Here is a 21,739-nt window from a genome sequence, read left to right as displayed (position 1 = left end):
GGGTGTGCACGGGGGGGATTCAGTATCCGGGGGGTCTCCCCGTAATTTTTTTGATTTGCCGGGGATTTTTCACCGGGACTTTTTCCGGCGGATGTTTCTTTTGATAAGAGTTGGTGACTGGTGACATTTCCCGGAATATCCGTATTCGGACATGGCTATTGGTGCCGGGGGCGTCCAAGCGGAAGTGATTTTGATCCGGAACGAAACGAACATTTGGTCACCAGTGCACCGGTGGAATATTTGTCGACGTAAAAAATAAATCTATGCACATAATGTGCGTTAATGCCTAAATGTGCATGAGCCATATTGGGATGTAATGACCGAGAAAGAAAACACCGTCAAGTCCCGGCTTCATTACGGTACTAATTCTCTCGATCTTACTATCCCCACAGATATCGCTAAGTCCAAGAAGATTAATCCCGGTGATGTATTTCGTCTAATCGTCAAGGAAGAAGAAGGCAACCTGATTTTGCAATACGAGCGAGTGTATAAGACGAAAGCGTGAGAGGTTTTGACGCTCATCGGGGCTCCGCCCCTCGCCGCGTGGGCTAGCCCCAATTTTTAAATCCCAATCTTTATCGATCAGCCTGGGCTATTCAATCGTAAGACGAGTAGTGTGTAACTAATGGATCTCAATAATCCTTGTGGCTGGTCAGGTACAATACAAAATTTTCTTCGTATACCAAAACAGGATTGGCTCACCTCTCTTCAGAATCATCACCTCCGCTGCATGAATTCCCCCGCTGATCAGAGCCAGATTCTTGCATGGGATCACTCATTCGATATTCTCCAAAGAGAACTCAAACTCATTGTTCAGCAAAAGCCTACGATTGAAAATTTTTCGATCATCTTTGAGTATGAGTTGCCTCGTGAGCGAGGCCGAAGGCCTGATGTTATCATCTTAGGGCCGAGCATCTTTGTTCTTGAATTCAAAGATTATGCAACGCTCTTAGCAGCTCACAGCGATCAGGTTGCAGCATATGCCCGTGACCTCAAGCACTATCACGCAGCATCACAACACTATCCCGTTCATCCAATTCTTGTTCTCGCTCGTGCGAAGGATCTTCTTCGACATGATGAAGAGGTCTTAGTGGTCTCACCGGATCATATTGCGGATATTTTCAAGACTGAAGAGATTGGAGTGAACTGTTCTCTGATCGATCCTCTTACGTGGATTCATGCGGAATATGCTCCCTTACCCTCCCTGATTCAAGCCGCTCGTACGATTTGGGAGAAACAACCGCTTCCTCAGATCAAACGAGCCCAGAGTGCTGGCATCCCTCAGACAATTGCCGAACTAATTTCCATTGCAAAACAGGCACAGACAAACAATGAATTGCATCTCGCTCTGGTGACGGGAGTTCCCGGTGCGGGAAAGACGCTTGTTGGCATTCAATTAGTCTATGAGAATCATATCGATTCATCACCTTCCAGTTCTGCTTCCACATCTGTTGATTCTTCATATCTTACACCATCACAGAACGGACCGGCTCTTGCTGTTGCTGATTCCGGTTCCCTCGTATATGGTAAACAGAAAAGAAAGCAATCGAATAATCTTCGGAACACAGCCGTCTTTCTTTCCGGCAACGGCCCTCTCGTGAAGGTACTCCAACATGCGCTGAAGTACAAAATCTTCGTTCAGGATGTCCACGGTTTTCTCAAAGAGTATGGTGGTTCGACAGCGAAGATTCCGCATGAACATATTTGGGTGTACGATGAAGCACAACGAGCCTGGGATGCCGAACGTGTAGCAGAGAAGCGGGGTCATGCTACGAGTGAGCCGGAAGATTTCCTTCGTCTTGCAGAGCGGATGAACTCATGGGCCTTGATGGTTGCTCTCATCGGTGAAGGCCAAGAGATCCATCTTGGTGAAGAATCCGGCCTTCCGCAATGGAATGATGCTCTTGCATGGATGCAGAAGTCCTGCATCGTCCATTGCCCGAAGAAGATTGCTGACAAATTTCCCGCAGCAAAAAAAATCGTAACGAATGATGTTCTCGATCTTACAATCACACTGCGTTCCCATATTGCCGAAGATGTGGCCACGTGGGTCTCCGCGATTCTCGAAGGCGATCTTGTCACCGCGAAGGATCTCGCGGAGCGTGTTATCAAACAAGGATTTGACGTGTACATCACGCAGGACATCAACGTTGCAACCAATTATGTCAAGGAGCGATACCGGGGCCAAGAGGACAAACGGTTTGGATTGCTTGCCTCATCGAAAGCCAAGAATCTTCCTCGCTGGGGAATTCACAATGAATTCAATTACACGAAAAACATGCGAGAAGGTCCATGGTATAATGATCCCCCAACGTCGTTTTCTTCGTGTTGTGCTCTTCGCGATGTTGCAACGGAATTCTCGTGTCAGGGTTTAGAGTTGGATTTCCCGATCATTTGCTGGGGTGATGATTTCACGTGGGCTGGGGAGTGGAAGAGTCCGCCGGCGAAACGATCGAAGGCACGGGATCCGCATCGGCTACGGGTGAATAGTTATCGGGTGTTATTGACACGAGGTCGGGATGGGTTCTTCATCTATGTGCCTAATGAGGTTGGGATGAAGACGACGTATGAGGCATTGGTGAGGGCGGGGGTGATGGAAATTGATGCGGTTGGAAGTTTTGGCATGAAAGTAATGATTGATGTGTAAATATTATCAATTCGTTGAGGGAATTAAAATCATTAACATAAATGATGACATGAAAAAATCGAGAATTAGACAGAGACATTGAGATACCGTATTAATAAAAGGATACTTATTATTCAATATGAAAAACCGAACTGAACTTTTTTTAAAATATAGCAATTCTGTTATTCCAATTGGTCATATTTTTAATAAAACTGAAAACATTCCAATTAATTCGAAATATCTTATTCCCTGGTGCAGACGTGGAAAAAAGGTATTCATTTTTCCAGCTGCAACGGCGTTTATTCTTAAAATTGACAAAGATATAACTCAGCTGGTTACAGCTAATCATGCATTTCCCGAGATAGAGAAAAATATTGATATTGCTCTCTTTTTAATCCCTCAGGCAGAAACACCTGCTGATCTTCGTCCTTTTCCAGTGAGCGAAATAAAAATTTATTCCGGATTGAGATCTTATAAACGCCTTCCACGTCAGGATATTTGCGTTTTTGAGATCGATACTCCGGAGGTTCTTTTTCACTTAAAACCCAAACCAATTCCTCTGGGTTTAGATTTTTTAATCGGAGACCCTGTATTTACAATGGGATATCCATTCATCGGATTTGAGGGAACTTATCAAAATGGATTACCCAATTATCATTTTGTAAACCGATTAACAAGTGCTCATTTAAGTTCGATATGGGTTGAGAGCAATGAAACCCTCATTATGGAATTCGATAATTATGTTGGCCCAGGTAATTCTGGTGGGCCATTATTTAGTCTTCGGACGGGACAGGTCATTGGAATCGTAACTTCTGTCCGGACCGAACCAATTCCAAATTTCCCGCAATTACAAAATACAACAACTTTTTCTCATGCGACGTATGTTTCAGAATTAAATCGAGCTTGTCAAAAGTTTCCAAATCTCCCAAAATTTGGAGAATGCTTACACTGTTATTCACAAAAAAAATAGTATTGCAAGATAAAATATCATTTTTCGTTAATCCTTACGAGAACTTTTTCTTTTCGTACTATTGTCTTCGTGTAGAATTGGGTGGTTTATTTCACCAATTCGTCGTGGATTTTTCTGATATATTTCCGTTTCATACCAATTAAAAAAATCCGCGCTGTTCTTATATTTCGATTCGGTCCCTTTAGGCATAGGCATACTAAATAAAAATTGACATAATTTCTTTCGGGGAGATGTATTCTTGTCTTGATGGTAATAAAAAAAATAAGGCCAGCCTACTACAGAAAAAATTTGATTAGTACTATTGGAACCGGCATGTCTCGTCAAAGGCACAGGATACTCAAAAATATGGACCTTCCACATTGGAATTAATAATGCATCATCGATGGATTTCTTCATCCCTTCTGATAATGCACCAAGCCAAAAGTGTGTTTTTGGGGAGAAGATAATTCCGAACCAATCAGCAGAATTATACCAGCTACTTGCATCGAATATAGCAGGACCGAGGATAGTCCTATTATTCTCAGCCCATACGTATTCTCCAACCGAAATACAACCACGGAGTGGAATTTTGCGATCTAAACTATTACCTATCAAAGAACTCAACATCATTACGATTGAAAGCATTAATGAGGAATTATGGATGTCCTCTTTTCTGTCAATCGGCCATGCCATGACTAGTGTATCCCCAAATTGTGAGAACCCTACATTTTTTAGAGAATTTGAAACTACCCTAGCCTTTTCTTTATTTTTATGTGTCTCAACCATTGAAAAAATGCTTTTATTTATTTTCTGGAGGTCTGAAATATTTTCATCGAAATTTTGTATGAATTGTTTACATTCTTCAATAGTAAAATTTGAAACGCCGAGAGCATCGAGCATGACAACAATTCCAAACTTTTCTTCTACCGTCATTTAGTTTTCCTCCTGGGCCTTTTCCCAAAGAGTTTTTAAGATTATACTGTTACCAATTGCATTTTCCATTTTTTCATATTATAAATATTCTTGATATCCATCGATTGTATAAGTGTTAAGCATCGTTCAATTGTTATTTATTTGGTTTGAAAGTTGATATCAGATGGTCAATTTTTTCTATGTCTGATCCCGCGGAAGGTATGATATCTTCTCGTTTATTTTGTTGATCGAAACAGAATTGATATTCTTCTTCAATTTCCTTCTCCATTTGTTTGATGAAACTACCCGGTCGTGCAAGTTTTTCTTTAATAATTTGGATTCCACCGTGAGCATATTCTTGCACAATTTTCACTAATTCCTCATGATTTTGTAAGACGTCGAAATTTTTTGTAACGTTTAATGCAATTGATTTGATTATTATCTCGTCCTCATCTCGTAAGTTGTTGGTCCAAAAAAATTCCTGTTTTTTTACAATATGTGGATGTATCCCTTTCTTAAATCCCGTCGAAAGAGCAAACATGAAGAGATCTTTTTTATTTATTTTTTTGATTTCGAGTTCTTTCTCTAAGTTATCATATATGACTCGGTCATCGTTGTCAATGTATATTTTTTCAACGTCTATTGTCATTCTACCACCGTTATCAGGGTCTGTTTTTCATCAGAGGTCATCTCAAAGATAAATTTTGTACTTACCTCCGGTTCAAGGACTTCCATAATGTCTGGAGAATATTCTGCAGGTGTGAATAAAAGAATAATTTGTTTATCCTGACTAATTTTTGCTAAAACGTCCCCAAAATTTACTCTTTGATCGTCGGATACTCGAGCAACAGGAGTATCAATTAAAATTGGAGCATCAAAACCTGATACTTTGTGGAGTGCTAATGTAAAAGAGAGAGCTAACAATTCATTTTCAGCTTTGCTTAAAGATCCTCTCATAGGTAAATTAGTATCACAACTTGTTATCTGAACGTTGTAATTATCATCGATTGTGATTTGGTTGAAAGTTTCTTTCTTCCAAACTAACTTGAAAAAAATTGTGTTAGTTTCTTCCTGAATTTTTTCCCGAATTTCATTTAACCTCTGATTGATTGTTGTTGTAAGGATTTCTTTTGCTTTATCGCAAAATTCGACCTTTTGCATGAATATTTTTGCTTTTGTATTTTTTTTCCCTTCAACAGCAATCTTATCATTTAAATTTTTAACTTCTTCTTGTATTTTATCAATTTTGGCGGTTAAACGACCGATTCGTTCTTTTTGTGCGAGACTTGCTTCTTCAAAAGCTGCTCGTTTTCGTTCTAAATCTCTAATTTTTTCCGTGTCATAATTGGCTAATTTTGATTTAATATCATTTAATATCTCATCGTCATTTTCGATTGAAACTTCAAATTCTTCAATTTCTTGTGAAATTTCATTTAATTCTTCTTTGTTCTCGCTGATACGTGAAATGAGCATATTAATTGGCTGTTCAAGATTTGACAATGTGGTTGCTATTTTTGTAGAAAATGGCAACTTTTCAATAATTTCTTCAATATGTTTTTTTGAATTGAAATCTAGTTCTCTGCCGCAAATCCCACAAAAATTTTCTTTTAGAATATAGTTCAATTTCTCTTTATCCGTGAACGGGGGTATTTCACCTTTTTTCCGTTTTTCATTAATCATCTGTATTGTCGAATTTAGCGCAGTCAAACTGGTGACTAAAACAAATTGTTTATGAAGAATTGACGTCTTTTTACTTTTTTTCTCTTCAAGTTTTCTTGAATTTTCTTCAATTTTCTGATCTAATGAAATTTTATTTGTTTCTAAGTCTCTTACATTCGGAAATTTAAGAAGACCTTCGCTAATTTTTTGTTTTTCCTTTTTTGATATTTCGTATTGAGTGTTCGTTTCTGTTAATTGATAAGAAATAAGTTTGAGAGAACTATTCTCCTCTTCAAGTTGAGATTGAAGAGTATTAATTTCGGTGCTGACTTTTCCTGCTTCTTTCTTATAACTCTTTGAGATTGTCTCTATCCGCTCTCGCATCTGGAACAAGACATCAATTTTTGATATTTGTTTAATTGCATTTTGGATATTTTCACCAGGTACTTTGAAATAATTGTCTAATCGCTCCCCGTCGAAAAAAAAGTACTCCCTGATCGTTTTTGGAACAAAGTTTTCAATAGCTCTTTCAGATTTTTCTTTATCGAGGATTTTGTTATTCAATTTCTTATCCTGGATTATTACTTTGAATTGTTGTTTTTGTGATTGTATGGTATTTTTTCTTACTAAAAAAGGCTCAATTCGAGAAAAGATTGTTGGATTTCCTTTATCAGTGAGTACAGTTAGCTGGACTTCAACTTCTTCAGGAATATTTTCTTTTGCATTTTGAAATGCAATAGTATTCAAGATTGGTAATGATGTCGATTCATCGGATAAATGCGGTTCATCTCCGTATAGGCACCAATTTATTGCATTCAATATGTTAGTTTTTCCGATCCCATTTTTTCCCAAAAAAACCTGTAAATCTGATTTATCCTTTTTTGAAAAATCAATAGTAACGTCACGATATTGCCTATAATTTTTTATTTTGAGACTTTGGATGCGCATGATATCATCTGGTTTTTGGAGCATATTTTTCAATTAATTTTTTCAGATCGTCAGAAAAATATCCAACATACAATTCTTTTTCGATGAAGTCATCGAAAAAACGAAACATCTCATCGTCATTCTTACAATTTGATTTAATTAACTTTTTAATTCGTTCAAGACCTTGTTCCATTTTAACACTTTCCAGGACTATTCTCTTGGTTAGATTATTCTCTATTTATGTTTATTTAGTCGTGTGACGGATTAAATGAATAAATTTCGCTTAAAGCCTGACTACTATTTAGTGCTAATTTCGAGATATATTCGCACCGTCTTAATTGTTTATCGAAGATTTTTCTCTCGATAACTTGAAGCTCTGGAGGCATATCCTTGTTTGTGGGAACAACAATTAGATCATAAATTACAGCTTCCTGTTTCCCCGGAAATTTTCTAATAACTCGGCCAATTCGTTGGATGTATTCTCTAGGATTTCCGCTGCTAGCCATAAGAATTGCAACTCGTGCAGGAGGCACATCAACTCCTTCATCTAAAATCTTCATCGCCACTAGAATTTGATACGTTCCGTTCGCGAATTCCCTTAAAATATACTCTCTCTCACTAATTCCACCATAATCCTTGTTCACACTCGTTTTTTCCTCCATTGTGAATCTATGGGTGATAAATGAGTATTGAGATAAAATTTTCATTATCGAGTCAATTTGTTGTGGTGTACAGTAAATTATCGTCCATTTTTGAGATTGTGAAAAACCATCAAGAATTTTTCTTAATTGCCCTAATTTCTCATCTGCATTTTTTACGATATTTGCGCGCTTATTCAAGAGTTGAGTAAGTATATGTTTTTCCTCAGCAGGATCTTTGGTTTTTGAATATACTAGTGCAATTTTTTTTGTCTGAGATATGTAATCTTCTAAGTTTTCTCTCGAAAGTCTAACAAATATTGGAAAATAGCGGTATTGAGTTAAATAAAAATCATTTGTTGCCGGGTTGATCTTAGTTAATGCATCTTTCAATGTGAATTCATATACTGTTGGCCCGAAATAGTCAAGTAATAAATTTGTTCCATCGTCATCGAAAAATCGTTCTGGGGTTGCACTTAATCCAAGACGATATTTGTAGTATTCATCTAGGCCTCTTTTTTGAAAATCAGACCCTATCCCATGGACTTCATCAGCAATAAGAAAAGAAATTACATTTGTATCTGACTCCAATTGTACGATATTGCGAAAAGAATCAGATGCGAAAGTTCGATGAGTTGTTAAAACAATTATTATTTTCAATCGTTTTAATTTCTGTTCTATAAGTGCATTTGTTAATTCATCTTTCCAATGACTATTGCTACTATCCGAAATAATCAACTTATCATATCGTAATCCAAATTTTTGAATTTCATGACTCCATTGTTGAATCAAATGCTTATATGGGCATGCAATTACGACAAAAATATATTCATTTTCTTCAATAACATATTTCGCACACCCCAATGCTGTAAAAGTCTTACCCGTTCCTGTGGCCATTTCAAAAATGCCTTTATAATCATTCTTTATCCAATTTTTAATCGCGACAGTTTGGTAATCAAAAAGGTTTATTGAGGACTTTTTAGGACTTTCCCACCGTTCTAATATTTTTGATATCTCGGTTTTTTTCTTTGGTGCAATATCTATGAATCCCTTTTTAATTGCCTGAGGTAATTCAAAGATAATTGTACGAGGAGATTGATCATTCCAAAAGCGATCAAATTTTTCAATATCTGATTTTAAATAATCAATCTGACCTGGTTCCCAACTTCGAAAAACTTTTCCTTCCTCAATATTATTTTGCCATCCACTCGCTGATTCGTTAACTGATCCACTAAATGAAATTCGATTTCCTTCCGCATCAGTAAAAATTGCTACTTTCTGATGAAAAATACTTGAAGGGTCATCATCCTTAGAAATCATTTCTTGAGTACTTTTATCAAAAGGAATTGCCACTCGGATTTCTATTTTCTCATTAGCTAACATCCATCCAAGTGCAAAAAAATGGTCGCGTGTAAATTCGTCCTCAATATTTTCTAAGTATGGTAACATTTTAGCTTCGGCAAATTTTTGTGGATCGTTATTGACGGCTTTCATGATTTCAAAATCTTTATAACTAATTTTTGGAGACATTACCATTTTGATAAAGCCGTCATTTTCAATTAGTCCTCCAAAACCTTCAGCAGCAGCTGCCAAACTGGAAGAGGAAAAAAAGCCGGTTAATCTTTTGTAATCCTTCGATTCTTTTAGTACTGGGATAAAAAAGGTACGTAAGATATCATCTACATCAGATGAATATGTTTTTTTTAAATTTAAATCGATAAAAGCCATAAAACACCAAATATCACTTTTGATATTAACTGAATTTTGATCCCTGCTGTAGATAACGATATTCAAAATCAAATGATAGGATCCTTCAAATAAAAGATCTTAAATAAGGGAGATCACTAAACTATCAGTGATGACCAATCATATTCTTCTCGTTGAACCTGCGTATTATTCCAAATTCCCTCCAATTGGTCTCTTAAAGCTCTCTGCATATCATAAGACAAAAGGCGATACTACTGAATTAATTGCTTTTGAAAAAAAGGATCAAAGAATACCAAAAAAGACTCCTCAAAAAATATACGTCACGAGTCTTTTTTCATGGGCATGGAAACCCGTTTGGGAGGCTGTTTCATTTTACAAAAAAGAATTTCCAAAGTCGGAAGTTTGGCTTGGCGGTATATATTCATCCCTTCTTCCCGATCATGCAAATCTTTCCGGTGCGGATAGGATATATCAAGGTCTCTGTTCTCACGCAGAGAACATTTTACCAGATTATGATTTAGTACCAGAATGGGACGGAAGTATAATTTTCTCGTCAAGAGGTTGCTGCAATAAATGCGATTTTTGTGCGGTTCCTCGACTCGAAGGTAAAATGAATTCTCTGAAAAAAAGCATCCAGCCCTTTGTACTGGATCGGCATTCAAAAATTATTTTCTTTGATAACAATTTCCTCGCGAATAAATATCGAATGGATATATTCAAGGAACTTATCGATTTCGATAAAAAAGTAGATTTTAATCAAGGTATTGATGCAAAACTCATCACTGAACCCGTTGCAAAAATGATTGCATCATTAAAACTTGATTCTACTATTCGACTTGCATATGATTCTCATGATCAACAAAAATTTGTAAAAAGAGCAGTTGAGCGTTTACTCGCCGTCGGTATTAAAAAACGGGATATTTTTGTCTATACTCTTTTCAATTACAGAGAGACACCAGATGAATTTCTTAATCGAGTACGTGAAATTCTTAATTGGGGAACTGTTTGTTATCCGATGAGATATGAGTCTCTTTTTACCATTGAGAAAAATTCGTATGTCTCCCCGAATTGGGATGCGCAGAAAATTGAATTAGTCCAACGTGCACGACGTGTAATCGGATATGGTGGAGCTTTTCCTGCATATCAGGGATTAGTAGATAAATTCAATAATGCATCGGGATTTCAAGAAGCTTTTGAGTTATATGAAGAAAAGAAAAATGGAGCAAAAAAATGATTTGTTCTTCCTGTGGTTTTGAGATTAATGGGGAACGCCACGGCCCCTATGATGGTCGATATGTCTGTGACACTTGTTGGAATAATCCGGCACTTTTTTTCCCGGATAAAATGAATGACACTCTTGAAAAAATTGCTCACCATGAAATTTCAAAAGACTTTAACAAACTCAGTATTGTTGAAATCATAGATATTTACCGGAATTACCCTAAAATTCAATCAAAACATCTCGAAGATGTTTGGAAGAAAATCTCACAGGTATCAGTAAAAATTAAAGTAATGAAAATTGTGCAAAAAGGTATGCCTCTATATATTGGGAAGATCGAGGCAAAAGACCTGTTATTACTCGCTACATCAAATCTCTGGCGAGATGAAACATTGGAAGGTTATCAGAGAGAAAAATTTCGGGATAAAACCAATGAAATTCGTAAATATCTCGAAGGATGTTCGATATCAATAGTGCCGGCACTTTTTGCCAGTTTTAGTGAAGCAATAGTTACCCCAATTAGTGATGATATCGAATTATTGGAGTTGCCATTGAAACCAGGATCAATTACAATTTTGGATGGTCAGCAAAGAACCGGTGGTTTCGAAGAGATTTACAAAGAGATAAAACGCCTTCAATCAAGGCATTCGATGATCGATCGTGATGAACAGATAAAAAAATACACAGAGCTCTTATCATTCGAAGTTCCGATCGTTTTTGTCGATACAAAAGCAATAGTTGAAAAATTGAAAAGAGAATCGAAAGGAGCTTTGAAAATAAAACAATCCGACCTTGAAGGTGCCTTCTTTTTCATTATCAATAAAACCCAAAAACCCGTCAGTTCATCATTAAAAGATGAATTAGCATATAAAACGATAAAGGCCGGAATAACTGGCATACCAATTATCGAAAAAGAAAAATGGCGGACAGAAATTGTTCCCGTTGTGAATGAATTAAATAAAGAGTCATCGCCGTTTAAGGGACTAATCAATCTCGGTGGAATCCTGAACAATGGTCATCCGGTTCCTTTATTCTCCTTTGTATCATCATTAAAACCATTATTCGATAATACCCAGTTCAAAGAATTGAGTTTTGATCAAAAGACGACCTTCTTAGTCAATTATTGGGGATGCATTAGAGAAATGTTTCCTGAAACATTTGATCAACAGACATGGAAACAATACCTGATGCTCCGAACAACCTCGATTTATGCTTTTAATTACCTCGCCAGAGATGTTTATTCCTGGTGTCTTGAGGATGGTATCGATCCATTCGATGTTGAATCTGTAAAAAAATTCATCGAGCCCCTCCAGGATTTTGATTGGGATAAAAATACTTCGCCTTTTGCATTTTTAGGTGGGGGGAAAGGTGTGAGGAAAGCCCATGAAGTATTATTAAAACAACTTAGTGAAAAAGGAAATTCAAGGGCACGAATCTTAATTCAAAAAGAATGAAAGGACAAAAATGATATCTTTAATTTTCACTGTCGATCGTTAATTTCTCTTTAAATAAGTTTTCAAAATGTTGAAAATTTTTTCGCCCATTCTCATCACAATTCGCATAAATCCATAAGTCCATCATCTTTAATGCATCATTTCTTGAGAGAATAGCATTATAGAAACAAATCACTCCAAACATAATTGAGAATAATAAAATTATACTCGTGTAATGTGACCAATTCCATTTCTGACAATACATTACGATTATTGTAAGAATCCATGCAAAAAAAATCGCAACAATCTCAGTCATCCCTGCTGCGAAATGTGTCCATCTTCGCTCTATCCATGCGTTCAAATTTTTTGAAGCGAAATTTTGGAAAAAATACCAATAGTATGTCTCTAATGAATACTGTGCAATTTCAGGTTGTACTTCTCGATTGTTATTAAGCCCAAAATCGACAACTCTTTTTCGCATATGTGTTGAATTAAAGTGCTTTTCTTGCTCTGCAGAATATCCTCGTTCATCACTTTTTTGATAATAACGAGGACGGGTTCGACTCCAGAGGGCAAAGAAAAATGAGTTAAAAATGTATCCAAATCCTTCAGATGAGATATACACAGCTAAAAACCCTGATAATGCAATTATTATCGTTCGTGTCTGATCATCCACCGGATGAAAAATTAGGCTACATCCTTCAGGAGTTGATAATAAAATACCAAATACGAGAATATAGAATATAATCCCGCTAAGTTTGAATCTGTAATCTCGATCCATAGATTTTTGTTTTAACTGCCAAACAGTATTATATTATTTGTTTTAACTTTTAGTGAATAAATATTTTCAATACCCCCTCCTCCTCGGCACAACCCCCCGCACCCCGCCTCTCGGTACCGGCACATCCCCGGCATATCGCGGAATTACGTGGCAGTGACAATGAAACACCGTCTGCCCCCCGGCCTCGCCAACATTAAAACCGACATTGTACCCATCCGGTGAAAAGTTCTCCTCAATCAGGCCACGACAGACAACCACAAGATCGCACACGGCCGCCCGCTCTTCCGGAGTCAAAGAAAAGAAATCCGGCGTATGCCTAAACGGGATGACGAGGGCGTGGCCCTTGTTGACCGGAAAATTGTCCCAGAGGGCAAAGCAGAGATTATTGCGGGCAATTACATCCTCATTAATGGGATGGCAGAACGGGCACACATCCATAGCGCGGATTATCCGTCTGAACGGTCTTAAGGATTCGTGTTTGTGTACAGGCTCCGGCCCACTCAGGCGCCGGAAGCGTCAGACCCACACGGTCCCTCATCCACTTTCACCCCGCCAACCGGTCTCCTTATCCCCGGGCATTCCAATTCCCGGATACGAGATACATCAATGAAACACAAAACAGAAATTACCTCTCCCGGGCGGGACCTCCCGGCAGATTATCCTGAGTTTATCGCAATTTTGAAAAACCGGATTCGATCGGCGCAACTGAAAGCCGCCCTGTCAGTAAACCGGGAACTGATCATCCTTTATTGGCAGATTGGCAGGGATTTGGTAGAGAAACAGGACTTCGGGGGCTGGGGTGCGAAAGTCATCGACACGCTTGCCCGGGATCTCCAGAAGGAATTTCCCGGAACGGGAGGTTTTTCCCGTACCAACCTGTACCGTATGCGGGCTTTTTATTCTGCATATTCCATTCCTTTGGAAATTGTCCCACAGGCTGTGGGACAAAGTATCTGCCCGGTGCCAGAGCCAATTCTGAATATTCCGTGGGGTCACATTGTGATCCTTGTCGAGAAAATGAAAGATCCAATACAGCGGGAATGGTATGCCCGGAACATACTCTGTCACGGATGGAGCCGGAACGTGCTTGTTCACCAGATTGAGAGCGGACTCGTGCACCGGGTCGGGACCTCGGTCACCAACTTCTCTGCAACCCTTCCGGCACCGCAGTCAGATCTTGCCCGTGAAATTGTCAGGGATCCGTATATTTTCGATTTTTTGGGACGGAGTGCGGAAATATCCGAGCGTGAACTCCACATCTCTCTTCTTGAAAAACTCCGCAACTTCCTTGTCGAACTCGGGATCGGATTTGCATTTCTCGGGAGCGAGTATCACCTTGAGATCGGGGGCCAGGATTTTTATCTTGATCTGCTATTCTACCATACCCGGCTGCACTGTTACATCATAATCGAGCTGAAGGTCGGAACATTCGTGCCGGAGTTTGCCGGTAAACTGAACTTCTACCTCTCAGCCGCTGATGACCTTCTCCGTGATCCCTCGATAGATCAGCCGAGCATCGGAATTCTCCTGTGCCGGGAAAAGAACCGGGTCATCGCGGAGTATGCACTACGGGATATGACAAAGCCGATGGCCGTTTCAACGTACCAGCTTGGACAACCACTTCCCCCGGGATTCCAGGATCAATTGCCGGATGCGGACCGTTTGAAGGAAATTATCCTTATGTCAACAGTCGATTAACGGGCTTGCCAGCCCCACGCGGCGCCTGAGCGTCAACACCCCCCACTTCCGCCCCCACAAAATCTATTTATTCATATAAAAATATGATAAATTAAAGGTAATACAATGAAAATGAAAGCAGTCCAGGTTTTTCCAAAAAGGACGAAGAGTTCGTGAACGTATTGATCCATTTCGGCACAAAGAAACCGGTCGCACGGACCCTTGTATATCTCCTGAATATTAAAGAAGGCACGATGCAGGCAATTGAACTCGGCACCGGGCTCTCGCAGCCGCAGGTGAGTACGGCCCTGAAATATATGGAAGAACAGCGATGGGTTTTGGTTTCGGCAGCACAGCATGAAGGAAAAGGCCGGCCGAAGAAAATCATCTCGCTTGTCAAATCGGTCAGGAATGACCTTGAGATAATCGGGAAAGGGAAAAAGATTGAGAGGGAGGACTACCTCGCCCGTGTCCGGAAAGCCCGGGTGTTTGCGGTGTGATACGCTCTGTATCGAATAGTATCCGGTACTTTTTTTAACAAAACACTTATCCCCCATCCCGCTCTACCGAGTGATAAGAGAATATGATAACACGACAGGAAGTCATGGTGCGGCTGAAAAGTCTCAAGGGAGAACTTGCGGCCCGCTATGATGTACGGGAGATCGGCATCTTCGGATCCGTTGCACGCGGCGAAAACGATCCCGGCAGTGACATCGATCTCCTTGTCGAATTCGGGTCCCGTGCAGACCTCCTGACCTACATCGGCCTCTGGCAATATCTCGAAGACAGTTTCGGGATGAAGATCGACCTGGTTTCCAAAGGCGGCCTCCGGAGCGAGATGCGCGACGCAGTCATGCAGGATGTCGTGTATGTATGAGGGACGAACGCCTGCTCCTGAAAGATATTATCGGTGCCCTTGACCGGATCGATTCTTTTACCAAAGGAATGTCCTTTATCAAATCTCGAATGAGATGAGATACGAGAAGAATCTGTAAGGATTCTTCGGGTGAATCCTTCTTTGCCGATGAAAAAACCATGAATGCAGTCACCTACAATTTCCTGATCATCGGCGAAGCCGTCAAGATGCTCCCGGAATCCCTTACCCGTGCATACCCGGAGATCCCATGGCGGCAGATAGCCGGCATGCGGGATAAACTCACACATGTCTACTTCTCCGTTGATTACGAGCTTGTGTGGAAGACTATCACGGAGATCCTCCCGCAGTTCAGAGCGGTCATCGAAGAGATCCAAAAGTCCTGAAATCGTCCCGGTCATCCCGTGTGGGGCCGCCCATCCTTCTTGCGGAATGCTCAGCATCGACAGTTATGTCCTGATAACCATGCAATCGTGTATTTTGTTAATACATCCCTCCTGATTCCCCCTCACTCCCCCGCATCCGAATCAACCTTTAATACCTGCAACCGCCCAATGAAGGTACAGGAACACCGGCATATGCGGAAAAAATATAATATTGTCATCGAACCCGGTGAAGACGGCTGGTACGTAGTTACCGTCCCGGCGCTGCCCGGCTGCATCACGCAGGGAAAAACGGTCGAGGAAGCGGAGTCGAACGCAAAGGAAGCGATTGAAGCATACCTGGAATCCTTTATCCGGCATAACAAAAAGGTGCCCGACCAGGACCATGTCAGTATCCGAAAAATCGCTGTCGAAGTATGACCGGGAACAAAAAGGTCCCGCTTCTTCCGGCCCGGAAACTCAATTAACGCCTTATTAAGGCTCGGCTTCTTTATCGATCACCAGAAAGGGAGCCATATTGTCCTGAAAAATACAGAGGACACCAAAACAATTGTTGTCCCCGACCATCCGGAAATTGACCGGAAAACATTGAAATCGATCCTGAAACAGGCGGGAATAGATATCCAGACACTCCTTGAAGTCCTGGTCCTGCTCAGGTAAATTCCTTGTGCATCATGGGGTTCCGGCAAGGGAAAACAGCTCGCCGGGGAGGCTCCTCCTCTCAATCACTCCGCGGCCGGACAGCGTCTTTCGGCGTTTCGTCTTAATCCCGGTTTTATCCCGTGCATGGGGCGGCAATCCACCCTCAACCAAATAATTATTGAAAAATACAACAATACTTTTTCCTGAGGAGAGATTTTTAGTGCATACGCAGGATTTGGTTAAGATCATACTGGCCGTTGTTGTCTGTGCCGGCCTATTAATTGTTTTAGTCACATTTCCCGGGATCCCGGAATCATCGTCAAGTGTTCAGGAACCCGTTCCGGACAACCAGACACAAACCGGATCTCCTGTCCCGTCTCCCGGCAGCCACATGCCTTATGAGACCCACCTGGAAATTTTTGAACCGGACACCGGCACAACATACCGGATATACCCGGATCAGGTCGGCTACGATCCCCTGCTGGATAACCTCACGGCAGTATTCCATGCTATCAGGTTCCAGGCAAAATGTTCGCTCCCCTACCAGGAATTTCAGGCAATGAAAACAGATTATCTCTTTATTTCTGTTGTATCCCCCGGCTCCCTTTCTGCCCGGTATTGCTATAACAACGAATCAGCCCGGTGCAGGAATATTACTTCGGATGAGATCACGGTGCTGCTGAAGAAAAAGGCCGGGAACAGCACAGGTACCGGATGCGCGGAGACCGGATCCATCTTTACTTACCAGAATCATACAGAGGGCGGAATCTGGAGTCCTGGAGAAGAGAATGCTGCACTCCTGGAGGGTCTCGACCGGAATGTACAGGATATCATTGAACATTCAAACAGGGTACCTGCGTAAAACAGAAATGATCCAGGAAAACCGAAGGTGTATTCCGGCCTGCACGACAATTCTGTATGAACTGTATCCGGGATATATAGAGTTTTAAGGTTCTCCTGCAACACTATCCGGGCCCCCTCACCCACATTTCCAATCCCCTCTCAAAATGTTTTTATCAATATAAAAATAACATTTCCTACTCAGTCCGTGGAGGACCACAATGAGAGTGAAGACCATTCCGGTTTTTTGCGAGGAGGACGACGAGTGTATCAGCATATTGGTTTGTTTCGGCATGACGCGCCCGGTCGCACGGACGCTTGTCTACCTTCTGAATATCAAAGAAGGCACGATGCAGGAGATCGAAGTCAGCACCGGCCTCTACGAATCCGAGGTGAGCAAGGCACTAAAATATCTGGAAGAACAGGGATGGGTAAGGGTTACCGGAAAATCCCCGGAAGGAAAAGGCCGGGTGTTAAAAAATTTCTCGCTTGCTCTTCCGGCAGGAAACATTTTGGAGATCATCGCGGACGGGAAGATAGCCGAGATTGAAAACCAGATCTCCTGTATCCGGAAAATGCGGACGTTTATTGCGTTAGGGGGGATCGCCCACTCAGGCGCCGGAAGTGCCTCCCCGAATATTGCCGGTGATCCGCCGGGTTACCGGCGGCAGCCCCAATGAGCGTCAGACCTCCCATCTCTGCCGGGGCCTGATCCTTCAATTATGCAAGTGCTGCCTGCACAAATCCCCGTGCAATCAGGGAGAAACAACAAATGATATCATTATAACACTTGGGTTACAAATTGTATTGTAGTTACTCGATTTGTAAACTAACGATTGTGGTGTGCGAAATGAGCCTGGGAGAGAGCATAAAGCTGAGACGTGACGTTCTGGGAATTTCCTTACGGGATCTCGCCGACAGGATCGGGGTCTCTCACACAACAGTGAACAAATATGAAAAAAATATTCTTATCCCGGATTCAGAATGCCTGATACGGTTGAGCGATATCCTGCAGATTCCCATATCCTCCCTGATCCGGCCGCAAAATGATCAGATCCGGTTAAACCCGGTGGCCTTCCGCTCCAAAAAACTGAAAAAACGGGAAGAGAAGCAGATCACTGCCAAGACAAAGGAGTGGCTTGCCCGGTATCTCCAGATCGAGAGATTATCCGGCAGTCATCGCACCTTTGTGATGCCCAAAGGATTCAGGAGAAAAATCGCATCGTTCGATGAAGCAGAGAAAGCTGCAAAGGATCTCCGGAAAGTATGGGATTTGGGGAGCGATCCGATCGAGAACCTGACAACCCTGCTGGAGGACAAGGGAATCAAAATCGGGATCATCAGCGGTATCACGAAATTCGATGCCCTGTTCACCGAATGCGATGATAATCCTATCATCGTCTTAAAAAAGGATTTGCCCCGGGCACGCCAGCGTTTTTCCCTTGCCCATGAACTCGGGCACTGCCTGCTTGACGTTGAAGGCGGGCTCGATGAGGAGAAGGCAATGCACCGGTTTGCCGGCGCCTTTTTAGTCCCCTCAGAAAAAGTGATTTTTGAATTGGGCGAAAAGCGGCATAAGCTCTCTCTTAAGGAACTTATGCTGTTGAAAGAAAAATACGGCCTGTCGATGGCTGCATGGGTCTACCGTGCAAAGGATCTCGGGATAATTTCCCCGGCATTGTATGTCGAAGTCCAGAAAATATTTTCCCGGCAGGGCTGGAAGAAGGAAGAGCCCGGGGATACCGTCAGCGGTGAAGTGCCAGTATTCATGTCGACACTCGTATTCAAATCCCATGCAGAAGGACTCATTTCCACTTCAAAGGCTGCCGAACTCTTAAACCAGAATATCAGCACGTTCTGTTCGTTCGAAGGTGAATCTGATTTTGAGCAATCCGCAATGCTATGTGGTTGACACAAATACCATTTTTGACCTGCACTATGGAAAGCTGCTCCAGATTACCTTCCGTTTACCCTGTAAATTTCTCATAACCAACTTCATCATTCATGAATTGCGGGATCCCCCGTTCCATGCATTGTCTTCCATGGGATTACTTGTTGAAAAACTCAATTCGGCGGGGGTCAGCGAAATACAAGCGATGATGGCAAAATACGAAGGTCCGTCCTATGAAGACATCTCGGTACTGGTTCTCGCCAAAGCCAGGAATACGGTGTTGATCACGGGAGATGATGCCTTGCGCCGTGCGGCGGCTGATAACAGCGTGGATTGTCATGGGACCTGCTGGCTGATCGATTATCTCGCAAACCAATCCCTGATTTCTTTTTCCAAAGCAATTACAGCGTACGACCTCATACGAAAAAACCGGCGAAATCCACCATCCGATGAATGCAAAGCTCTCCTTGCCGGATGGAAACAACGACAGAAACTGGAATGATGTTCCCTGTCAACGACAGGGAAAATTTTCTGCATTCCGGGGGTCAGCCTGACTCAGGCGCCCGGGCGTCGATACCCCCTCTTCCCCGGCACAACTCCCCGTATCCCCCCCGTTTGCCACCGGTCCATCCCCTTTCCATCAAGTGATGTTACCCGATCAGCCGGAGCACATCCGCTATCGCGATTCGTGCGGCATCCCGGTCCATCCGGCCATACATCTGAACGGCATCCCGGTCATCGGGGATCATTGCGAGGGTTTCTGGAAGGAAAGGATAACGGTGCATCATTTCCCCAAGAAACATCAGATCGAGGTCTGTTCCGCCGGCCCTTGGATCAATCAGCGACAGGATATCCGCCCGGTCTTTCCTGAGCTTCCCCTTTTCCCAATCTTCATTTTCGGAAGTATGTTCCTGGATCCGGTATGCACGATCCCATGCTGCTTTCAGCTTCATGAGCAGGAGGAGTGATCGTTTTGGAATAGTGACAAAAAATCCCGGCGAAATCTCTCGTGATACTGTTCTTCCGTTCAGGAGGCTCATGGGGCAGGTTGCATCCGAGCCCTCGAAACAGTTCCTCTCATTTCTGGGGATGAAATCGATGATGATCTCGCCGTTTGGCAAAACGATCTTCACTACACTGTTCCTGAATGGGGGGTTGCGCCGCCGGATGAAACCGCGGGCAGAAACCATATGTCGCATGAGATGTTGTCTCACTCCGGCATTGGTCACCAGATCGATATCGATGGAACCGTACCACGGATTATAGCAGTACACTGCCCATCCCCCGATCAGGACCGCGACCGGATCCTCCTGTTTTTCCCGGTCGCCAATCCAGCGGGATAGTGCTGCCAGCTCTGCCAGCGATGCCTCGATCACGGAATGCGGGACTTCATAATCGGGCATAATCCTCCACAAGCTTCAGGGTCAGGTCGCGGCCACTGTACCCGAGTCCCGCCAGATCGAGAAGTGCCTGGGCCGGAGATACCAGCCGGATCTCTTCGGCAAGCTGCGCATCGGAGAACACATCGCGGTCCGGTTTGTACACCCGGACTTTTATGCCATGAGCATCCGCTGAATCAAAGGACCTGACGAATGGGTCGAGATTGTCCTTGCGGATATACACGTATATCGCATCATGACGGAACGCGTATTTGGTATACATGGCCCCGGCAGTAAAACTCGTAAATCCGCAATCGATATTCTGGCGGTCGCACATCCGTGTTATGGTCCGGGCCGCAGACAATGCATCATTCTCCGGGAGGGTCACTTCGTTATAAAACAATTTCTCGAAGGGACGCTCCCATGCAATCCCGTTCAGCAGTTTGGGGATATCCTGGAGCGTGACATAATTCCTGACTTCAGCAACGATCCCTTTCGCCAGCAGGCTTTTTACGGTTGCGTGGGTCCAGCCGTACGAAACGTTCGCTTTCATGGCGATGTGCCGGATTGAACTCTCTTTCTCGGTGAGGAGCGCAATCACGATCTTCCATGATTTTGCGGAACTGATCTTTTCGATGCGGCGCACATCGACTTTCCCGCTGTCCGGTATATCTGACCGGTACGGTAACGGGATGATCCGGATATCGCAGGAATGTGCGATCTTCTCCGTTTCGGGCGAGATGAGTTTGCTTGCTATAACGAATTCCGCGTACCGGTTCCTGGATCCGGAACTCTGCATGAGTTTTTTTAAGACCAGCTGCCGCCCGATAGTATCGATGGTCAACCGTGACTTGATCTCGATGATGTATTTTTTTGTATAATCTTCGATAACCAGATCGGCCATGAAGGGTTGCCCCTCCATGACCGGCACTCCCCATGAAACGGAAGCATTGTCACTGATATCCAGCTCACGTTTTATGTGCTCAAGGATCAAATTCCCTTCACCGGTTATCATGATATTACTATATCTCTATAATGCGATACCTTAATAAAGATATCAGTGATAATTGGAATTTCTCCAATTATCGCATTTTGATGATAGGAAGATAAAGGTATCAGTGATAATTGGAATTCCCGATCAACACGGGTTGCATCCGGAGAATCCCGGTGAGCGGATTCCGGTATCCGGCACGTGACCTCTC

At 42.4% G+C, this 21,739-nt stretch carries 24 protein-coding genes; 15 read left to right on the top strand and 9 right to left on the bottom strand.

Translation table 11 applies throughout. The annotated features are described in order from the left end of the window. The first annotated feature begins 316 nt into the window (after positions 1-316). From METFOR_RS11655 to METFOR_RS15065, 3 genes are all read left to right on the top strand, one after another. Positions 317-505 carry a hypothetical protein gene (locus tag METFOR_RS11655; RefSeq protein ID WP_015286348.1) on the top strand — a complete coding sequence of 63 codons (189 nt, stop codon included), beginning with the start codon at positions 317-319 and terminating at the stop codon, positions 503-505. A 120-nt stretch (positions 506-625) separates the two neighbouring features. After that, positions 626-2,647: a DUF2075 domain-containing protein gene (locus METFOR_RS15985; protein WP_015286347.1), complete on the top strand. Its 2,022-nt coding sequence runs from the start codon at positions 626-628 to the stop codon at positions 2,645-2,647. A 118-nt stretch (positions 2,648-2,765) separates the two neighbouring features. Continuing rightward, complete coding sequence (locus METFOR_RS15065) at positions 2,766-3,596, top strand: S1 family peptidase (RefSeq protein WP_015286346.1); 831 nt, start codon at positions 2,766-2,768, stop codon at positions 3,594-3,596. Between the two features lie 27 nt (positions 3,597-3,623). Here the strand turns inward: METFOR_RS15065 and METFOR_RS11645 are convergent, their stop codons facing one another. The 5 genes from METFOR_RS11645 to METFOR_RS11630 all read right to left on the bottom strand — a co-directional run bounded on the left by METFOR_RS11645 (position 3,624) and on the right by METFOR_RS11630 (position 9,439). Further along, positions 3,624-4,508: an immunoglobulin domain-containing family protein gene (locus METFOR_RS11645; protein WP_015286345.1), complete on the bottom strand. Its 885-nt coding sequence runs from the start codon at positions 4,506-4,508 to the stop codon at positions 3,624-3,626. A gap of 133 nt (positions 4,509-4,641) precedes the next feature. Beyond that, positions 4,642-5,136: a hypothetical protein gene (locus METFOR_RS11640; protein ID WP_015286344.1), complete on the bottom strand. Its 495-nt coding sequence runs from the start codon at positions 5,134-5,136 to the stop codon at positions 4,642-4,644. After that, complete coding sequence (locus METFOR_RS11635) at positions 5,133-7,118, bottom strand: AAA family ATPase (protein ID WP_083883434.1); 1,986 nt, start codon at positions 7,116-7,118, stop codon at positions 5,133-5,135. The genes METFOR_RS11640 and METFOR_RS11635 overlap by 4 nt, the downstream gene beginning before the upstream one ends. Further along, a complete protein-coding gene (locus METFOR_RS15645) occupies positions 7,099-7,266 on the bottom strand; it encodes a hypothetical protein (protein ID WP_015286342.1) in 168 nt (55 codons plus the stop codon). Before METFOR_RS15645 ends, METFOR_RS11635 begins: the two co-directional genes overlap by 20 nt. Positions 7,267-7,321: 55 nt before the next feature. Next, a complete protein-coding gene (locus tag METFOR_RS11630; RefSeq protein ID WP_015286341.1) occupies positions 7,322-9,439 on the bottom strand; it encodes a DEAD/DEAH box helicase family protein in 2,118 nt (705 codons plus the stop codon). 130 nt (positions 9,440-9,569) lie between these two features. Here METFOR_RS11630 and METFOR_RS15435 point away from each other — a divergent pair, with 130 nt between their 5' ends. After that, complete coding sequence (locus METFOR_RS15435) at positions 9,570-10,652, top strand: radical SAM protein (RefSeq protein WP_015286340.1); 1,083 nt, start codon at positions 9,570-9,572, stop codon at positions 10,650-10,652. 110 nt (positions 10,653-10,762) lie between these two features. After that, a complete protein-coding gene (locus tag METFOR_RS11615) occupies positions 10,763-12,091 on the top strand; it encodes a DGQHR domain-containing protein (RefSeq protein ID WP_048110974.1) in 1,329 nt (442 codons plus the stop codon). A 19-nt stretch (positions 12,092-12,110) separates the two neighbouring features. Here the strand turns inward: METFOR_RS11615 and METFOR_RS15430 are convergent, their stop codons facing one another. Together METFOR_RS15430 and METFOR_RS15060 are read right to left on the bottom strand one after the other, a co-directional pair. After that, positions 12,111-12,851 (bottom strand): hypothetical protein, encoded by a 741-nt coding sequence (locus METFOR_RS15430; RefSeq protein WP_015286338.1) that lies wholly within the window; start codon positions 12,849-12,851, stop codon positions 12,111-12,113. Between the two features lie 66 nt (positions 12,852-12,917). Further along, the gene (locus tag METFOR_RS15060) at positions 12,918-13,289 is read right to left on the bottom strand and encodes an HIT family protein (RefSeq protein WP_015286337.1); all 372 of its coding nucleotides are present in this window, start codon (positions 13,287-13,289) and stop codon (positions 12,918-12,920) included. Between the two features lie 168 nt (positions 13,290-13,457). Here METFOR_RS15060 and METFOR_RS11600 point away from each other — a divergent pair, with 168 nt between their 5' ends. The 10 genes from METFOR_RS11600 (at position 13,458) to METFOR_RS11560 (ending at position 19,660) form a co-directional block, all read left to right on the top strand. Next, positions 13,458-14,549 carry a PDDEXK nuclease domain-containing protein gene (locus METFOR_RS11600; protein WP_015286336.1) on the top strand — a complete coding sequence of 364 codons (1,092 nt, stop codon included), beginning with the start codon at positions 13,458-13,460 and terminating at the stop codon, positions 14,547-14,549. 233 nt (positions 14,550-14,782) lie between these two features. Beyond that, on the top strand, positions 14,783-15,028 hold the full coding sequence (locus METFOR_RS11595) for a hypothetical protein (protein ID WP_148277680.1): 246 nt from the start codon (positions 14,783-14,785) through the stop codon (positions 15,026-15,028). A gap of 83 nt (positions 15,029-15,111) precedes the next feature. Next, complete coding sequence (locus METFOR_RS11590) at positions 15,112-15,405, top strand: nucleotidyltransferase family protein (protein WP_048110971.1); 294 nt, start codon at positions 15,112-15,114, stop codon at positions 15,403-15,405. 110 nt (positions 15,406-15,515) lie between these two features. Next, positions 15,516-15,788 (top strand): HepT-like ribonuclease domain-containing protein, encoded by a 273-nt coding sequence (locus METFOR_RS15165; RefSeq protein WP_267878670.1) that lies wholly within the window; start codon positions 15,516-15,518, stop codon positions 15,786-15,788. Positions 15,789-15,980: 192 nt separating this feature from the next. Beyond that, on the top strand, positions 15,981-16,205 hold the full coding sequence (locus METFOR_RS11580) for a type II toxin-antitoxin system HicB family antitoxin (RefSeq protein WP_015286332.1): 225 nt from the start codon (positions 15,981-15,983) through the stop codon (positions 16,203-16,205). A 42-nt stretch (positions 16,206-16,247) separates the two neighbouring features. Then, positions 16,248-16,445 (top strand): type II toxin-antitoxin system HicA family toxin, encoded by a 198-nt coding sequence (locus METFOR_RS16220; protein WP_083883460.1) that lies wholly within the window; start codon positions 16,248-16,250, stop codon positions 16,443-16,445. A gap of 217 nt (positions 16,446-16,662) precedes the next feature. Continuing rightward, positions 16,663-17,289, top strand: a complete 627-nt coding sequence (locus tag METFOR_RS11575; protein ID WP_148277679.1) for a hypothetical protein — start codon at positions 16,663-16,665, stop codon at positions 17,287-17,289. A gap of 199 nt (positions 17,290-17,488) precedes the next feature. Then, complete coding sequence (locus METFOR_RS11570; RefSeq protein WP_015286330.1) at positions 17,489-17,947, top strand: MarR family transcriptional regulator; 459 nt, start codon at positions 17,489-17,491, stop codon at positions 17,945-17,947. Between the two features lie 170 nt (positions 17,948-18,117). Continuing rightward, the gene (locus tag METFOR_RS11565) at positions 18,118-19,179 is read left to right on the top strand and encodes a helix-turn-helix domain-containing protein (protein WP_015286329.1); all 1,062 of its coding nucleotides are present in this window, start codon (positions 18,118-18,120) and stop codon (positions 19,177-19,179) included. Continuing rightward, the gene (locus tag METFOR_RS11560) at positions 19,172-19,660 is read left to right on the top strand and encodes a PIN domain-containing protein (RefSeq protein ID WP_015286328.1); all 489 of its coding nucleotides are present in this window, start codon (positions 19,172-19,174) and stop codon (positions 19,658-19,660) included. Before METFOR_RS11565 ends, METFOR_RS11560 begins: the two co-directional genes overlap by 8 nt. A gap of 148 nt (positions 19,661-19,808) precedes the next feature. Here METFOR_RS11560 and METFOR_RS11555 read toward each other — a convergent pair whose 3' ends face one another. Beyond that, positions 19,809-20,561, bottom strand: a complete 753-nt coding sequence (locus METFOR_RS11555) for a hypothetical protein (protein WP_015286327.1) — start codon at positions 20,559-20,561, stop codon at positions 19,809-19,811. Next, on the bottom strand, positions 20,548-21,552 hold the full coding sequence (locus METFOR_RS11550) for a hypothetical protein (RefSeq protein ID WP_015286326.1): 1,005 nt from the start codon (positions 21,550-21,552) through the stop codon (positions 20,548-20,550). Before METFOR_RS11550 ends, METFOR_RS11555 begins: the two co-directional genes overlap by 14 nt. Between the last annotated feature and the right edge of the window lie 187 nt (positions 21,553-21,739).

The sequence above is a fragment of the Methanoregula formicica SMSP genome, assembly GCF_000327485.1.
GTDB lineage: Archaea > Halobacteriota > Methanomicrobia > Methanomicrobiales > Methanospirillaceae > Methanoregula > Methanoregula formicica.
Note: the sequence above shows the minus strand (reverse complement) of the source record. Positions and strands in the feature narration are given on the sequence as shown.

Coding starts and splice junctions, on each gene's coding strand:
- METFOR_RS11635 (WP_083883434.1), bottom strand. CDS start 7,118: ATGCTCCAAAAACCAGATGATATCATGCGCATCCAAAGTCTCAAAATA.
- METFOR_RS15060 (WP_015286337.1), bottom strand. CDS start 13,289: ATGGATGTGTGCCCGTTCTGCCATCCCATTAATGAGGATGTAATTGCC.
- METFOR_RS11590 (WP_048110971.1), top strand. CDS start 15,112: ATGATAACACGACAGGAAGTCATGGTGCGGCTGAAAAGTCTCAAGGGA.
- METFOR_RS15065 (WP_015286346.1), top strand. CDS start 2,766: ATGAAAAACCGAACTGAACTTTTTTTAAAATATAGCAATTCTGTTATT.
- METFOR_RS15985 (WP_015286347.1), top strand. CDS start 626: ATGGATCTCAATAATCCTTGTGGCTGGTCAGGTACAATACAAAATTTT.
- METFOR_RS11645 (WP_015286345.1), bottom strand. CDS start 4,508: ATGACGGTAGAAGAAAAGTTTGGAATTGTTGTCATGCTCGATGCTCTC.
- METFOR_RS11630 (WP_015286341.1), bottom strand. CDS start 9,439: ATGGCTTTTATCGATTTAAATTTAAAAAAAACATATTCATCTGATGTA.
- METFOR_RS11565 (WP_015286329.1), top strand. CDS start 18,118: ATGAGCCTGGGAGAGAGCATAAAGCTGAGACGTGACGTTCTGGGAATT.
- METFOR_RS15645 (WP_015286342.1), bottom strand. CDS start 7,266: ATGGAACAAGGTCTTGAACGAATTAAAAAGTTAATTAAATCAAATTGT.
- METFOR_RS11595 (WP_148277680.1), top strand. CDS start 14,783: ATGCAGGCAATTGAACTCGGCACCGGGCTCTCGCAGCCGCAGGTGAGT.
- METFOR_RS11615 (WP_048110974.1), top strand. CDS start 10,763: ATGAATGACACTCTTGAAAAAATTGCTCACCATGAAATTTCAAAAGAC.
- METFOR_RS11655 (WP_015286348.1), top strand. CDS start 317: ATGACCGAGAAAGAAAACACCGTCAAGTCCCGGCTTCATTACGGTACT.
- METFOR_RS11555 (WP_015286327.1), bottom strand. CDS start 20,561: ATGCCCGATTATGAAGTCCCGCATTCCGTGATCGAGGCATCGCTGGCA.
- METFOR_RS11640 (WP_015286344.1), bottom strand. CDS start 5,136: ATGACAATAGACGTTGAAAAAATATACATTGACAACGATGACCGAGTC.
- METFOR_RS11570 (WP_015286330.1), top strand. CDS start 17,489: ATGAGAGTGAAGACCATTCCGGTTTTTTGCGAGGAGGACGACGAGTGT.
- METFOR_RS15435 (WP_015286340.1), top strand. CDS start 9,570: ATGACCAATCATATTCTTCTCGTTGAACCTGCGTATTATTCCAAATTC.
- METFOR_RS11550 (WP_015286326.1), bottom strand. CDS start 21,552: ATGATAACCGGTGAAGGGAATTTGATCCTTGAGCACATAAAACGTGAG.
- METFOR_RS15430 (WP_015286338.1), bottom strand. CDS start 12,851: ATGGATCGAGATTACAGATTCAAACTTAGCGGGATTATATTCTATATT.
- METFOR_RS11580 (WP_015286332.1), top strand. CDS start 15,981: ATGCGGAAAAAATATAATATTGTCATCGAACCCGGTGAAGACGGCTGG.
- METFOR_RS11600 (WP_015286336.1), top strand. CDS start 13,458: ATGAAACACAAAACAGAAATTACCTCTCCCGGGCGGGACCTCCCGGCA.